The 13181-nt window shown below is 53.2% G+C and carries 11 protein-coding genes and 1 other annotated feature; of the genes, 6 read left to right on the forward strand and 5 right to left on the reverse strand.

Annotated features, from left to right (window positions below; all coding sequences use genetic code 11):
* Positions 1–57: 57 nt before the first annotated feature.
* Positions 58–2037 carry a chorismate mutase gene (locus ABYK60_RS00210; protein WP_372869709.1) on the reverse strand — a complete coding sequence of 660 codons (1980 nt, stop codon included), beginning with the start codon at positions 2035–2037 and terminating at the stop codon, positions 58–60.
* Between the two features lie 28 nt (positions 2038–2065).
* Positions 2066–2191, reverse strand: a sequence feature (Phe leader region).
* Positions 2192–2302: 111 nt separating this feature from the next.
* The gene (gene hpf, locus ABYK60_RS00215; protein ID WP_372869711.1) at positions 2303–2656 is read right to left on the reverse strand and encodes a ribosome hibernation-promoting factor, HPF/YfiA family; all 354 of its coding nucleotides are present in this window, start codon (positions 2654–2656) and stop codon (positions 2303–2305) included.
* 290 nt (positions 2657–2946) lie between these two features.
* On the opposite strand from hpf, the gene ABYK60_RS00220 reads away from it, so the two are divergent.
* Positions 2947–3615 carry a cytochrome b/b6 domain-containing protein gene (locus ABYK60_RS00220; RefSeq protein ID WP_372869713.1) on the forward strand — a complete coding sequence of 223 codons (669 nt, stop codon included), beginning with the start codon at positions 2947–2949 and terminating at the stop codon, positions 3613–3615.
* A gap of 58 nt (positions 3616–3673) precedes the next feature.
* Here the strand turns inward: ABYK60_RS00220 and ABYK60_RS00225 are convergent, their stop codons facing one another.
* Positions 3674–4117, reverse strand: coding sequence for a cytochrome c (locus ABYK60_RS00225; protein ID WP_372869715.1), 444 nt, complete (start codon positions 4115–4117; stop codon positions 3674–3676).
* 187 nt (positions 4118–4304) lie between these two features.
* Here ABYK60_RS00225 and ABYK60_RS00230 point away from each other — a divergent pair, with 187 nt between their 5' ends.
* Positions 4305–4601, forward strand: coding sequence for a Trp family transcriptional regulator (locus tag ABYK60_RS00230; RefSeq protein ID WP_372869717.1), 297 nt, complete (start codon positions 4305–4307; stop codon positions 4599–4601).
* 8 nt (positions 4602–4609) lie between these two features.
* On the opposite strand, the gene ABYK60_RS00235 is transcribed toward ABYK60_RS00230, so the two are convergent.
* Together ABYK60_RS00235 and slyD are read right to left on the reverse strand one after the other, a co-directional pair.
* Entirely contained in the window at positions 4610–4978 is a 369-nt protein-coding gene (locus ABYK60_RS00235; protein ID WP_372869719.1) for a hypothetical protein, read from the reverse strand.
* Positions 4979–5101: 123 nt separating this feature from the next.
* Complete coding sequence (gene slyD / locus ABYK60_RS00240; protein ID WP_372869721.1) at positions 5102–5722, reverse strand: peptidylprolyl isomerase; 621 nt, start codon at positions 5720–5722, stop codon at positions 5102–5104.
* Positions 5723–6300: 578 nt separating this feature from the next.
* Here slyD and thrA point away from each other — a divergent pair.
* The 4 genes from thrA (at position 6301) to ABYK60_RS00260 (ending at position 13180) form a co-directional block, all read left to right on the forward strand.
* Positions 6301–8766 (forward strand): bifunctional aspartate kinase/homoserine dehydrogenase I, encoded by a 2466-nt coding sequence (gene thrA / locus ABYK60_RS00245; RefSeq protein WP_372869723.1) that lies wholly within the window; start codon positions 6301–6303, stop codon positions 8764–8766.
* Positions 8763–9707: a homoserine kinase gene (gene thrB / locus ABYK60_RS00250; RefSeq protein WP_372869725.1), complete on the forward strand. Its 945-nt coding sequence runs from the start codon at positions 8763–8765 to the stop codon at positions 9705–9707. The genes thrA and thrB overlap by 4 nt, the downstream gene beginning before the upstream one ends.
* A gap of 9 nt (positions 9708–9716) precedes the next feature.
* The gene (thrC, locus tag ABYK60_RS00255; RefSeq protein ID WP_372869726.1) at positions 9717–11000 is read left to right on the forward strand and encodes a threonine synthase; all 1284 of its coding nucleotides are present in this window, start codon (positions 9717–9719) and stop codon (positions 10998–11000) included.
* 140 nt (positions 11001–11140) lie between these two features.
* The gene (locus ABYK60_RS00260) at positions 11141–13180 is read left to right on the forward strand and encodes an ATP-binding protein (protein WP_372869728.1); all 2040 of its coding nucleotides are present in this window, start codon (positions 11141–11143) and stop codon (positions 13178–13180) included.
* Position 13181 lies beyond the last annotated feature (1 nt).

Raw genomic sequence — 13181 nt, forward strand, 5'->3', positions numbered from 1 at the left:
AAGCAAAAAGGGGCCTGTCGGCCCCTTTTTCACATGGTAAGTTCACCAGGTTATGACTCAGATAAAAAACTGTCGCAGGGTATCGCTGTAATGGCTTTCTGCGATAGTGGCATCCAGCGGCACTTCCAGCATCAAGCCATCGGCACCGAGGTTTCTTACCGCCTTGGCCTGACGTGGACAGGCATTCGGCGTGACCGCATAGCTTGGATTGACCAGCACCGGCAGATGGCTGCGGGCTTTCAGCTCCACCAAGCCTGCCAGATCCAGAGTAGCCAGACTGCTGCTCTTAAAGCTGCTGACCCCTGACTCACACAGCATTAACTGCTGATTGCCAGCGCCGAGAATTACATCGGCCGCAGCCAGCAGTTCATCGATATCGGCCATGGTATTGCGCTCAAGCACCACAGGCAGGTGCAGTTTGCCAACCCGCTCAAGCAGGGGGCGGTTGAACATTTGCTTGCCCTTGATAAGGATAAGCTCGACCCGGGAGATGGCATGCTCCAGTTCCTCTTCTCTGTCCACCGCTGCCGCCGTTACAAGGCCAAACTTTTCGGCTGCCTTGACGCAGGCGTCCAGCGCCTTGGCTGGGTACGGTTGCTCAGACAGGTTATCCAATACCAGACCCGCAAAACCGGCAGTCTTCAGCTGCTTTAAGAAGGGCTCAAAGCCTTCAAGGGTTTCCGGCAGGGCAAACTGAGCCAATGCCCCCGTGTTGCCATTGCCAATCACTAATGACCCCGACTGCACTTCGCTGACGGCTTCCTTGTATTCCAGACTGTGGCGCGCAGGTACTGTATCGTCAGGCTGAGTCTGGGGGGGTGCAGGCTCATGCGGTTCGGCGCGGAAATGCTCGGGCTCTATTAGCAATTGGGCGTTGGAGAGCTGAGTTGGCGCTACTGTTTCACAGGGATAACAGCCCAGTACCTTGATAAAGCGGGTAATACGCTCAAGCTCTTTCAGCGCCAGTTGCATGGGGGCGCTGGCCAGATTGGCATCTATGTCCAGATAAAACATCTCTTCCCATGGGGTGCCGGGAATGGGGCGGCTTTCCAGCTTGCTCATGTTGAGATTGTTGGCTTTCAGAACCAGCAGAGCTTCCACCAGCGCGCCGGGCTTTTGGCCGGTGGCCATGATCAGGGTGCACTTGGCCGGCAGTTGCTCAGGCACGGCCACCGCCTTACGGGCGACTACGATAAAGCGGCTCTGGTTGACCTTTTGGTTGGCAAGCCCTTTCTCGATGGCTTCCAGCTGGTACAGGGCACCACCTTCGGCGCTGCCGATGGCGGCAACATCTTTGCTATCTGCCGCCTGCACCTTTTCCATGGCTTCGGCACTGGAGGCACAGTACTCGAGTTTGAGCCCCGGATGGCGGGCGAGGTAACGGCTGCATTGACTTATTGGCTGCGGGTGGGCGTAGAGGGTTTTGATATCACTGGCCTTGGCGCCGGGCTTGGCCAGCAGGCAATGACCCACTTCAATGGTGGTTTCTCCGACGATGGCCAGACTGGTGTGTTGCAGCACATCATAGACTTCGTTAATGGAGCCGGAGGAGGTGTTCTCAATTGGCAGGAAGCCATAGTCGGCATGGCCGGACTCAACCGCATGCACGATTTCATCGAAGCTGTGGCAGCCCAAATCCACCATATCGACCTGACGACGCTGGCAGTAGCGATTGGCAGCGAGGTAAGAATAAGAACCACGGGCACCCAGGTAGGCAATGCAATACTGCTGCTTTTGAGTCTCAGGGTTGGCGCGACCATGGAGATAGGCCTGCTGATTGAGTACAGAATCTTCGATGATGCTTTGGTAGAGCTGCATCACGAAGTGGGGGTCAAGCCCTTGTTCACGGCCTTTTTGCACCAGGCGAGACAGCAGCTCACGCTCGCGCTGGGTGTCGCGCACTGGACGTACATCCACTTCTTTGCTGCGTGCCACTTCGAGGCTTAGGTTGCGGCGTTTGGCCAGCAATTGCAGCACTGTGTTGTCGATGTCGGTGATCTGCTCCCGGGTTTCGCTCAGGGGCTGTGGTTTCTCCATGCTGACCTCTGTGTGTTAACTGCCTACGAACAAAAAAGCCCCCCGGTTTGGCGGGAGGCTTTTGAATTTTCACTTTCGTTTTTACACCGAAAATCCGCCTCCACAGGGGAAGTGAATAAAAAAGAAAGTAAAAACTGCAAATACGGGTGTTTTCATGGCCTTTAAAACTAATGGGCGAGCCTTGGGGTGTCAATCAAAAAATCTGCAAGCTGTGCAGAAAAGTAAAGCGCACCCGGAGGTGCGCTGTGGTTGAGACTAGATGCGGTCAAGCTGCGTATTCCTCCTCGTAATCATCATCCAAGTCGGCTTCTGGGGCCTCGGGGGCGGCTTCATTGCGCTTGGCTTCGGGTTTGTGGATCAGGCGATTGAGCTGTTTCTCCAGCTTTTGTCCCATGGCCGTAATGGCTGCATACAGGTTTTCGTGTTTCGCCTGGGCAAATAAATCTCCTTGAGGTACGCCAACAGAGGCTTCGATTTTAAAGAGGGCTTTCTCCTGGCTGATAATGACATGTGGGTTAATCAGCTGGACATCGTGGCGTTCAAGCTTTTCAAAGCGGCTTTCTACGCGTTCACGGATGGGAGTGGTAACTTCGAACTGTTTGCTGGTGATTTTCAACATATTGTCGAACCTCTTTTTTGTTTCCGTGGTTTCAGACTACCAATCTGCCCAGTGAAAGTCGTGAGTAAAATCACGTTTTATCAAGGATGAAATACTGTTCGCTTCATATTTGAACGCTTGAATCAAAAAGCCAAAAAAAGCCCCGGATTTGCTTGAATGTGCCCCAAAAGAGGCGCATATTCGAATGAATAACTCACCTCTGCTTACACTCATTTCCTTCTCTTTCCTCCCCGATTTGATTACTATCCGGATACTTTTTCAGGCTATTTCCTGTGTATGCGGAGGACGCAATGATGCACGCCAAGGTGTGGGATTTGCCGGTCAGGCTTTTTCATTGGTTGATGGTGACCTTGCTCGGGTTGCTTTGGTGGAGTGCTGAAGCAGGTGAGATGCAATGGCATCAGGTTTTTGCTTATAGTTTGATGGCACTGTTGCTGTTTCGGATTATGTGGGGCTTTGTTGGCAGTGATACGGCACGATTTTCCCATTTCCTGCACCATCCGCTGACGGTAATCCGGTACGCCAAAACTACTGTTACTGAAGGCGTGAAGGGGCACCACGGCCATAACCCGTTGGGTGGCTATATGGTGCTGGTACTGTTGCTATGTTTGGCACTGCAATTAGTGTCGGGTTTGTTTGCCACCGATGAAGTCTTTACCGAAGGGCCTTTGGTGAGCATGGTCAGCAGCGATACTGCCTCCTGGCTTACCTGGTTGCACAAGCGCAATTTCAATTTGCTGCTTATTCTGGCTGGCGTGCATGTGCTGGCGGTGCTGTGGCACCTGCTCAAGGGCGATAAGTTGCTCGGCGCCATGGTGACTGGTCGCAGACGCCGTGACGAGATTGACGTGAACACCGACATCAGCTTTGCGCCGCTTTGGAAAGCTGCCATTCTGTTGCTGCTGGTGGCCTTACCTGTGGCCTACTTGTTGCTTTGGCCAGCGATTCAGGGGTTGTGAGTACTGTTTGCAATAAAAAAGCCTGCATTCGCAGGCTTTTTTATGTGACAACGTCAGATCAGTCTTTCTTGTAATTGTCGTGGCAGCCTTTGCAGCTTTTGCCAGTGTTCATAAAGGCCGCCTTGATGGCGTCCTTGTCGCCACCTTGGGCGACTTCAGCCAGCTTGGCAGCGTTATTCTGGAATTCAGTCATACGGCTGTCGAAGTCGGCCTTGTTTTCCCAAATTTTGGGCAGGGCTTCGGTGTTGCCTTTGTCAGAACCATCGATAAAGCCTTCGGCAGGCAGCTTTGACAGGGCGGCTACATTGGCAGCGCGCTGTGCGAACACATCGGCGTTGAATTCTTTCTTGCCTTTGAGCATGGCACCCATATCACCGAACTGATAAGCAATCAGACCAAAAGCGGACTGACGATAATGGATGGCATCGTCGGTGTTCTCAAAGTTATTGGCGGTGGCGCTGAAGGCCAGCAGTGCGCTCAGGCAAAGCAGTGTTTTTTTCATTGTTATTCTTCCTTGTGCAGAATGATTCAAGGGATGAAATCGCACCATTCTACCCACAACCCGGGCAAACTAAACAGCGCAATTTGTTAGATTTTGTGTGGCGCCTGAGTGAGCGCCGTGGAATTGTCTGTGGCGGGGGGGCTTGATACACTCTGGGCAGGTAAGAACGCCGAAGCAAGAGGACATTATGCGGGCATCCTGGAACCTGGTATTGGAAAAAATCCTGTCGCACCCTGATAAGGGCGAACTGATGACCCTGTTTCAACTCTTGCTGACTGAAGAAGAACGCGGCGCGATTGCCAGCCGCTTGAAGGTGTTTCAGTTGCTGCTGGCTGGTGAACTCAGTCAGCGCCAGATTGCGGCTGAATACCAAATCAGTATTGCCACCATCACCCGCTGCTCCAATTACCTCAAGCATATGAGTGACGAGGATCGTGCTGCTATTGCCAAACTGATAGTGACCGACCCTGCCGATATCCGATAGCCTGCCCATCATTGAACAGGGCGCTGATGTTTTCGATAATTGGTACGACTTGCAAGCACGTAAAGGCCGTAGCTAATCAGCATCAGTGAAGGCACTATCTGCCAACCGGTACCATTCATACTCAGTAGCAGCATACTGAAAGCCAAACATGCGAATGGAAATAACTCATAGAGAAACTGTGGCAATCGTCCGTTTTTTCGCTTGCGGGCGGGGTCGGTACGTCGATTGGCTGAACGCAGTATGTAAATTCGGGCACCCATAAAAAACAGTAACAAACCAGCACTCAGGCTAAGTATCGACTGATGCCAGATTAGGGTGGCGCTTGCCGCCAGCATGCAGGCGTGGGGGAGGGGTTCGTAAAGGGCTCGACTCAACATGGGACACTCCTTGTTGCGGGTTAAGTTGGCAATCCCTGCCAACATTGAGTTTACGCCATAAAAAAAACACCGGCCAAAAAATGACCGGTGTTTTCGATGGATTTCCAACTAATGGTTGGCGCCTTAGCCCCGGCAGCCGCAACCACCGTTGCCATCACAGCCTGGCTTGGCTTCTTTTTCGTGGTCGTGTTCACAGTGACCATGTTCATGACCATGGTCGTGATCATGACCGCCACAGCAACCGCCTTCATCATGGTGATGGTGACCACCACAGCCACCGTGGGCGTGGATGTGACCATGGGCAACCTCTTCAGCGCTGGCTTCGCGTACATCAATAACTTCTACGTAGAAGGTCAGTGATTGGCCGGCCAGAGGGTGGTTGCCGTCAACAATCACGCTGTTATCCAGCACCTCGGTAACCTGAACCGGGCGCTGGCCCATTTCAGTTTCGGCAATAAAGCGCATGCCGGGCACTATGTCTTCGATGCCGCCAAAGGCTTCAAGGGGCACTTCCTGACGCAGGCCGTCGTGGTATGGGCCATAAGCCTGTTCGCAATCTACGGTCACTTCCAGGTTCTCACCGGCAGCTTTACCTTCCAGAGCAGACTCCAGACCGGGGATAAGATTCTCGGCACCGTGCAGGTACACCATGGGATCGGCCTCAAAGGAACTCTCAATCAGCTGGCCTTGCTGGTCGCTCAAGCGATAGTGGATGGTTACCGCGCTGTGCTTAGTGATCTTCATACTGCCTCCATATACGCAATGTGGCGGCATAATACCCCGCTTTTTTGGGGCTGGCGATGATTTACATCAGTGATTGTTAACTTAATCGGCTTTTTTTACCTTCCTGAAGCAGGGGCCGTTTGGCTGCAATGTTGATGCCCGGAAGATAATCAGGAGGGTGTAGGGCTTAAGCCATTTTAAATCAATTGATTAGGTTGCTAGCTGTCGTGTTTATTAACCTTTACGTTAAGTGATGGCTGTGTCAGAAAGTAACGATAAAAACTGCAGTATTTTCATCTTAAGAAAGCAATGATTGCAGTATCTGAAATATTGTTGCCAATCTGTAAAAAATACTTAATTTCGGGGCTTGACAAGGATGGCTAAAACAAGCAATTCTGTGTCCACACCTTAATCAGGACGTGAACTATTCACATGTATCAGCAGCTCGTAGTGACCACCATGATTACTACCACCACCATTACCATAATGGGGGCGGGCTGATTACACCCTGAAGAAAAATTCAAAACAAAGGCCCGCTCCCCCAAAAGGAGCGGGTTTTTTGTTTCCGGGGGCAAGCGAGGCAGATTGGAGTAGCAAAGATGAAAGTGATGAAGTTCGGGGGTACCTCGCTGGCCAACTGGCAGCGTTTCGAAATGGCGGCCAATATCGTCGCCGATGCGGCCAAAGCGTCTCAGGTGGCGGCCGTGTTGTCGGCACCCGCGACAGTAACCAACGGTCTGCTGGAAATGGTGGATGTGGCCGTGGCCGGCGGCGATTTTGAGGCCGTGCTGGCAAGGGTGAAGGGCGTGTTTGAAAGCCTGTTTGCCGATGCCTGTCGCCATCGTCCCAAGATCTGTAGCAAGGCGCTGGCCGACGCGCTCGCATCTCAGGTAGCCGTCTGGCAAACCCGCTTGCAAGGGGTGGCGCTGCTTGGGGAGTGCCCTGATGGGGTTCGCGCTGAAATCGTGGTGTCAGGTGAGCGCCTGTCCACTGAGCTGATGGTTGCCCTGATGAACGCCGATGGCCCCGGCGCCGATAAGCTAGACCCCAGAGCCCTGTTTCTGGCTCATGGCACGCCACTGGAATCTGTGGTGGACATCGCCGTCAGCAAGCCAAGATTCAAGGCGCTGGCGCTGCAAAGTAAACGTGTGTGGGTAATGCCGGGCTTTACCGCCGCTGACGAGCAGGGTCGCACCGTGACCTTGGGACGCAACGGCTCTGACTATTCAGCCGCTGTGCTGGCCGCTTGCCTCGATGCCCAAAGCTGTGAAATCTGGACCGACGTGGACGGGGTGTACAACACCGACCCCAGAGTGGTGGCCGATGCCAAGTTGTTATCGCAGCTCTCTTACCAGGAGGCCATGGAGCTGTCTTACTTTGGTGCCAAGGTACTGCACCCCAAGACCATAGCGCCCATCGCCCAGTTCCATATTCCCTGCTACATCAAAAACAGCTTTAATCCGTCGGCGCCGGGTACCCTGGTGTCCAACGCCGCCGATGAAACTGGCTTGCAGGTAAAGGCCATCTCCAGCCTCGACAACCAAACCATGTTTGATGTGTCCGGCCCCGGCATGAAAGGCATGGTGGGCATGGCAAGCCGTACTCTGGGCGCCATTGCCCGCGCTGGTGTTTCTGTGTCGCTTATCACCCAAAGCTCCTGCGAGTATTCCATCAGCTTCTGCGTTTCAGGGAAAGATGCTGCCAAGGTGAAATCGGCGCTGCAGCTCGAGTTTGAACTTGAGCTCAAGAGTGAACTGCTGGAGCCGCTGGAAGCCCGTGATGGCCTGGCGATAGTGTCGCTAATCGGCGATGGCATGCGCACTCACAAGGGCGTGGCGGCCAAGTTCTTCTCAGCGCTGGCTCAGTCGGGTGTGAACATTGTTGCTATCGCCCAGGGCTCCTCAGAGCGCTCTATCTCGGCGGTGGTGGAGCAGCGCAAGGTACAGAATGCCATCGGCGCCTGTCATCAGCGCTTTTTCGATGTGCAGCAATATCTGGACGTATTCTTGGTAGGTGCCGGTAATGTGGGTGCCGGACTGCTGGCGCAGGTGAAAAATCAGGCCGAAGCGCTCAAAGAGCTGCATATCAGCATCCGCGTCTGTGGTATCGCCAATTCCCGCAAGATGCTGCTCGATGCGCGCGGCATTGAGCTTGGCAACTGGCAGGGGCTGCTTGCTGACAGCGAAGTGGACTGCGATCTTGGTGCCATGCTTGCCTGGGCCAAAGAAAAGCAGCTGCTGAATCCGGTGCTGGTGGACTGTACCTCGTCCGCAGCCGTGGCTGACCGTTATCTTGAGGTGATGGAAGCGGGCATGCACGTGGTAACCCCCAACAAGAAAGCCAACACCCGTGATTTGGATTACTACCGGGCGCTGCGCGAAGCGGCCCTCAGACACAGACGTCAGTTCCTGTATGAGACCAATGTCGGCGCCGGATTGCCGGTTATCGACAACCTGAAAAAGCTGCTTTGTGCCGGTGATAAGCTTCATAAATTCAATGGGATACTCTCTGGTTCGTTGTCGTTTATCTTTGGCAAGCTGGATGAGGGCATGAGCCTGTCGGAAGCGACCGGTATCGCCCGTGACAAATGCTTTACCGAGCCGGACCCGAGAGATGACCTATCCGGTATGGATGTGGCCCGCAAGGTGCTTATTCTTGCCCGCGAGGTGGGAATGGAGCTTGAGCTTAAGGATGTGGTGGTGGATTCGGTGCTGCCTGCTTCCTTCGATGCCAGCGGCGATGTAAATACCTTTATGGCCAATCTGCCCAAGGCAGACGCCGAGATTGCCACCATGGTGGAAAATGCCCGCAGCGAGGGCAAGGTGCTGCGCTATGTGGGGCAAATCGATGAGTCGGGCTGCCGGGTGAGCATTCAGGCTGTTGGGCCTGAGGACCCACTTTTCAGCGTGAAAGGCGGCGAGAATGCGCTCGCCTTCTATAGCCGTTACTATCAACCTATTCCGTTTGTACTGCGGGGATATGGTGCGGGTACTGATGTGACTGCGGCCGGCGCCTTTGCCGATCTGCTGCGTACCCTGAACTGGACCCGTGAGGTGAGTTTATGAGTTTGACCGTGTATGCCCCGGCCTCCATGGGCAATGTGGGCGTAGGATTCGATTTGCTCGGTGCAGCGCTGGCACCCATCGATGGCAGTTTGCTCGGCGACAGAGTAATGATAGCCAGGGCCGATACCGGCCTGGCTCTGAACACCACAGGTGTTTGGGCCCATAAGCTGCCTGCCAATCCAGAAGAAAACATAGTGTGGCAGTGCGCCGAGTTCTTTTTGCAGCGCCTGGGCAAAGAAGAGCAGGGCATCGCCCTGACGCTGGAGAAAAACCTGCCGGTTGGCAGTGGTCTTGGCTCAAGTGCCAGTTCGGTGGTGGCGGCGCTTTATGCCCTGAATGAGTACTTCGACAAGCCGTTCGATGAACAGGCGCTGCTGGCGCTGATGGGCGAATTTGAGGGCAAAATCAGCGGCTCGGTGCATTACGACAATGTGGCGCCATGTTATCTCGGCGGCATGCAACTGATGCTGGATTTGCCCGGGCGGATCTGCGAGTCCATCCCCAGCTTCGAGAACTGGTATTGGGTGGTGGCTTATCCGGGGATTTCCCTGTCTACCGCCAGGATGCGGGCACTGATGCCGGACAGCTACGACAAGTCAGTGGTGATCGATTTTGGTCGTCACCTGTCGGCCTTTGTGCACGCCTCTTACCGTCAGGACGAAGCGCTGGCGCTGGCGGTGCTCAAGGATGTGCTGGCCGAGCCTTATCGTGCACCCGCTATCCCGGGGTACGTTGAGGCGCGTGAGGCGCTGGCACAGCTGGGTATGCTGACCAGCGGCATTTCCGGCAGCGGCCCAACACTCTTTTCTGTTACTTCCAGCCTCGAGACCGCCGAAGCGGCCAAGGCCTGGTTGGAAGCCAATTATCTTTCTGAGGGCGGATTTGCCCATGTGTGCCGTCTGGATATGCAGGGCACGCGAGTCGTAGCGAGCGAAGGTTAAGGATACGCAATGGAACTTTACAATCTTAAACATCCCGATGAGCGGGTGAGTTTTTCCCAGGCGGTAAAGCTGGGGCTTGGCAAAGACCGCGGGCTGTTTTTCCCAACCCACATTCCTGAGCTGGACGACGTTGAAGCTCTGCTGGCCTTGCCCTTTGCTGAGCGCAGCAAAAAGGTGCTGGGTGCCTGGCTCGCCGATGAACTGGGGCAAGACGCGGTAGATGGGCTGGTGGACAAGGCCTTTACCTTCCCGGCGCCGCTGGTGAAGGTGGATGACAGCCGTTACAGCCTGGAGCTGTTCCATGGGCCGACGCTGGCGTTTAAAGACTTTGGCGCCCGCTTTATGGCCCAGTGTCTGAATGTGCTTGCCGGCGATGAGCTGCTGACCATTCTTACTGCCACCTCCGGCGATACCGGCGCTGCCGTAGCCGATGCCTTCTATGGTCTGGATAAGGTGCAGGTGTGTGTGCTTTACCCCAAGGGCAAAATCAGCCTGCTGCAGGAAAAGATGTTCACCACCTTGGGTAACAACATCCATACGGTGGCGGTTGAATCCGATTTCGATGCCTGTCAGGCGTTGGTGAAACAGGCATTTGATGATGCCGATGTGCGCGAAGGTTTGCACCTTAACTCGGCTAACTCTATCAATATCAGTCGTTTACTGGCGCAAATCTGTTATTACTTCGAGGCAGTGGCCCAGTATCGTAAGCAGCACAATGATGACCCTGTGATTGCCGTGCCCAGTGGCAACTTCGGTAACCTTACGGCGGGCTTCTTTGCCAAGGCCATGGGGCTGCCGGTGAAGCGTTTTGTTGCCGCCACCAACAGCAACGACACTGTGCCCCGTTATCTGGCAAGTGCAAGCTGGCAGGTCAATCCTACGGTGGCCACCATGTCCAACGCCATGGATGTGGCCGACCCCAGCAACTGGCCTCGTGTGGAAGCCATTGCCAACGCCATGGGTTGGTCGCTCAGTGAGGTGATTGGCGAGGCGCTGACAGAAGCCGAAACCAGTGCATCTCTCAAGGGACTGCATGCGCAGGGCTATTTGTCTGAGCCTCATGCGGCCATCGCCGCCGATGCGCTTAATCGTCAGCTTGTTGAAGGCGAGCGCGGTATCTTCCTTGCCACTGCCCATCCGGCCAAATTCAAAGATGTGGTTGACCGGGAACTGGCGTTGAATTTGCCTTTGCCAGCCGAGCTGGCGGCGGTAGCTCACAAAGAAGTGCTTTCTGCTCAGCTTGCCGCCGATTTTGATTTGCTTAAGGCGCATTTGTTTGCGGTTCTGAGGTAAAACGCCACTAAAAGGCAATTGTGATAAAGGAGGCTTTGGCCTCCTTTTTTTATCTGTAATTTTGGATGCAGGGTGGCGCTGCGCAAACTGGCAAAAGTTGACTAAGCTATAAGTCAAACAAACTCCTCAGGAAAACTGGAATGGACTCTGGTACTCACAACATACTGATTGATTCCCGTCAACCTGTCTTCGAGCCTGCATTGCTTGCTGAGCTTGGGGGGCTTCAAGCGCGCTTTATCCGAGGGGAAGATGTCATTTTGCCTCTTTGTCGCACCTTATCTGAATTCAGTGAAGCTCAGGCAGTACTTCTGGTCGAACACCGTTGTGTAAACGATGAAGAGATGCCTGCATCGGCGTCCTGTTGGTGTCGTGATTCAGTGCGATATCTTACTTTGTGGAAGGATGTTCGTGATTGGCCATTTGCTCAACAGGAAGGCTTGGTTCATCACTGGCACAAGTTTGTTGTGTGGCCCGTAAAGCACACAGATTTACTGATTTTTTTCCATTCTCCCAAAGACTCATGGTTTGGCTTTTTATTGAGTTTTGGCGACTTGCTTGCCGATATCCTTATGGGCATTTTTACCAGACAGTCACTTTTATGGAGTGACAAGAAGCTGCAATTGCCCGGGACAGAATCACCACACGATATGTTTCGTGCCATTGTCAGCAACAGTGATGACCTTATCCTGGCTGTAAAACAACTTCACCAAGGCTCAAGTGAAATTGTATACGCCAATGCTGCAGCTGTGTGCATCTCCTTGTATCCGCGAAGTCAATTGGTAGGGTTGCCATTGGCTCACTTATTTCCCAAGGGGGTACAGGCCAATGGCAGTGAAGTTGACCTGTGTGCCTCGCTCAGCGCCAGCCGGGATTTCTCTGAAGAAATATATTGTCGAAAGGCAAATGGTGAACATGCTTTCTTACATCTGCGTGTAGTCGCATTGGAACAGGACAACCAGGGTGGTCTGTTTGCGTTGATAGGTCGTGACTACACTGAATTTCGGGCAATGGAACTTGCAGTTTCCCGTACTCAAAAAATGCAGGCAATAGGGCAGTTGGTAGGCGGGATAGCCCATGATTTCAATAATATATTAGGTGTTCTGAAGGGCAATTTGGAATTAATGGAACTGAAAAGCACTGATGAAAACCTGGTCGGTTATCTTGAGCCTGCACTTAAAGCATGCCAGCGTGGAACAGAGCTCACCCGTCGTTTGCTTCAATTTTCCCGACAAGAGCAATTTAATGCAAAACACTGTCAGGTAAATGAAGTTATTGAAAGTTTGCAAGATCTCTTTTCCAAGTCGCTCACCAGTCAGATACAGCTCAGATTTGAGCCAGGTGCCGACATTATGGATATAAAAGTAGATCGCGGCGATTTGGAGGATGCATTACTGAATATGGTGCTCAATGCCAAAGACGCCATGGCGGGTGAGGGGGGGTTAACTATTTCCACTGGAGTGCAAGAGCTGGCTGGATTCTTACCCGGATTGGGAGCCGGTGTTTCTGTTGAAGCAGGGCTGTACGTTTGGATTTCAATCAAAGATTCCGGTCATGGAATTCCATTGCCCTTGATAGAAAAGATATTTGAACCATTTTTCAGTACCAAAGATAAGAGTAAGGGGACCGGGCTGGGGCTTGCGATGACATATGGATTCGTTAAACGCTCAAAAGGATATATGAATGTGATTGCAACCAGCCCCGCTGGTACCGAGATCCGGCTTTGGTTTCCGGCAGTGAAATCCGGTCGCCCTGTAGCCGTGGAACCACTCGAAAAATGCACCAGCATTCCGCAAGTTTTTTCCCCGCTAAAGGCAATTTTGGTAGACGATGAGCCAGCATTACTGCGTGTAGTGTCGGATTACTGCCAATTGATGGGCATGGAAGTGGAATTATTCAATGATGCTAAATCTGTCCGGAATAAATATATCTCGGCGCCTTGTGATGCGGGTTTACTGGTGACTGATGTGCTGATGCCGGGGGGGATGAATGGCTATGAACTTGCAAGTGAACTGGGTGAGTTACATCAGATACCAGCTTTGCTAATTTCCGGATTTTTAGAAGATATCGGTATTGAAAAGCAAGACGACATGCCTTTCAAAGTGTTGCACAAACCGTTCGATCTTTTCGCATTCGCCAATGCTTTGGCTGAAGTTGGGATCAGATTCGCTGAAAAGGAGTAGA

The sequence above is a fragment of the Shewanella sp. genome (assembly GCF_041630135.1).
Taxonomy (GTDB): domain Bacteria; phylum Pseudomonadota; class Gammaproteobacteria; order Enterobacterales; family Shewanellaceae; genus Shewanella.

What these genes read in the sequence shown, in the direction of transcription:
- ABYK60_RS00210 (WP_372869709.1), bottom strand. Translation starts at nt 2,037, where the DNA reads ATGGAGAAACCACAGCCCCTGAGCGAAACCCGGGAGCAGATCACCGAC.
- hpf (WP_372869711.1), bottom strand. Translation starts at nt 2,656, where the DNA reads ATGTTGAAAATCACCAGCAAACAGTTCGAAGTTACCACTCCCATCCGT.
- ABYK60_RS00220 (WP_372869713.1), top strand. Translation starts at nt 2,947, where the DNA reads ATGATGCACGCCAAGGTGTGGGATTTGCCGGTCAGGCTTTTTCATTGG.
- ABYK60_RS00225 (WP_372869715.1), bottom strand. Translation starts at nt 4,117, where the DNA reads ATGAAAAAAACACTGCTTTGCCTGAGCGCACTGCTGGCCTTCAGCGCC.
- ABYK60_RS00230 (WP_372869717.1), top strand. Translation starts at nt 4,305, where the DNA reads ATGCGGGCATCCTGGAACCTGGTATTGGAAAAAATCCTGTCGCACCCT.
- ABYK60_RS00235 (WP_372869719.1), bottom strand. Translation starts at nt 4,978, where the DNA reads ATGTTGAGTCGAGCCCTTTACGAACCCCTCCCCCACGCCTGCATGCTG.
- slyD (WP_372869721.1), bottom strand. Translation starts at nt 5,722, where the DNA reads ATGAAGATCACTAAGCACAGCGCGGTAACCATCCACTATCGCTTGAGC.
- thrA (WP_372869723.1), top strand. Translation starts at nt 6,301, where the DNA reads ATGAAAGTGATGAAGTTCGGGGGTACCTCGCTGGCCAACTGGCAGCGT.
- thrB (WP_372869725.1), top strand. Translation starts at nt 8,763, where the DNA reads ATGAGTTTGACCGTGTATGCCCCGGCCTCCATGGGCAATGTGGGCGTA.
- thrC (WP_372869726.1), top strand. Translation starts at nt 9,717, where the DNA reads ATGGAACTTTACAATCTTAAACATCCCGATGAGCGGGTGAGTTTTTCC.
- ABYK60_RS00260 (WP_372869728.1), top strand. Translation starts at nt 11,141, where the DNA reads ATGGACTCTGGTACTCACAACATACTGATTGATTCCCGTCAACCTGTC.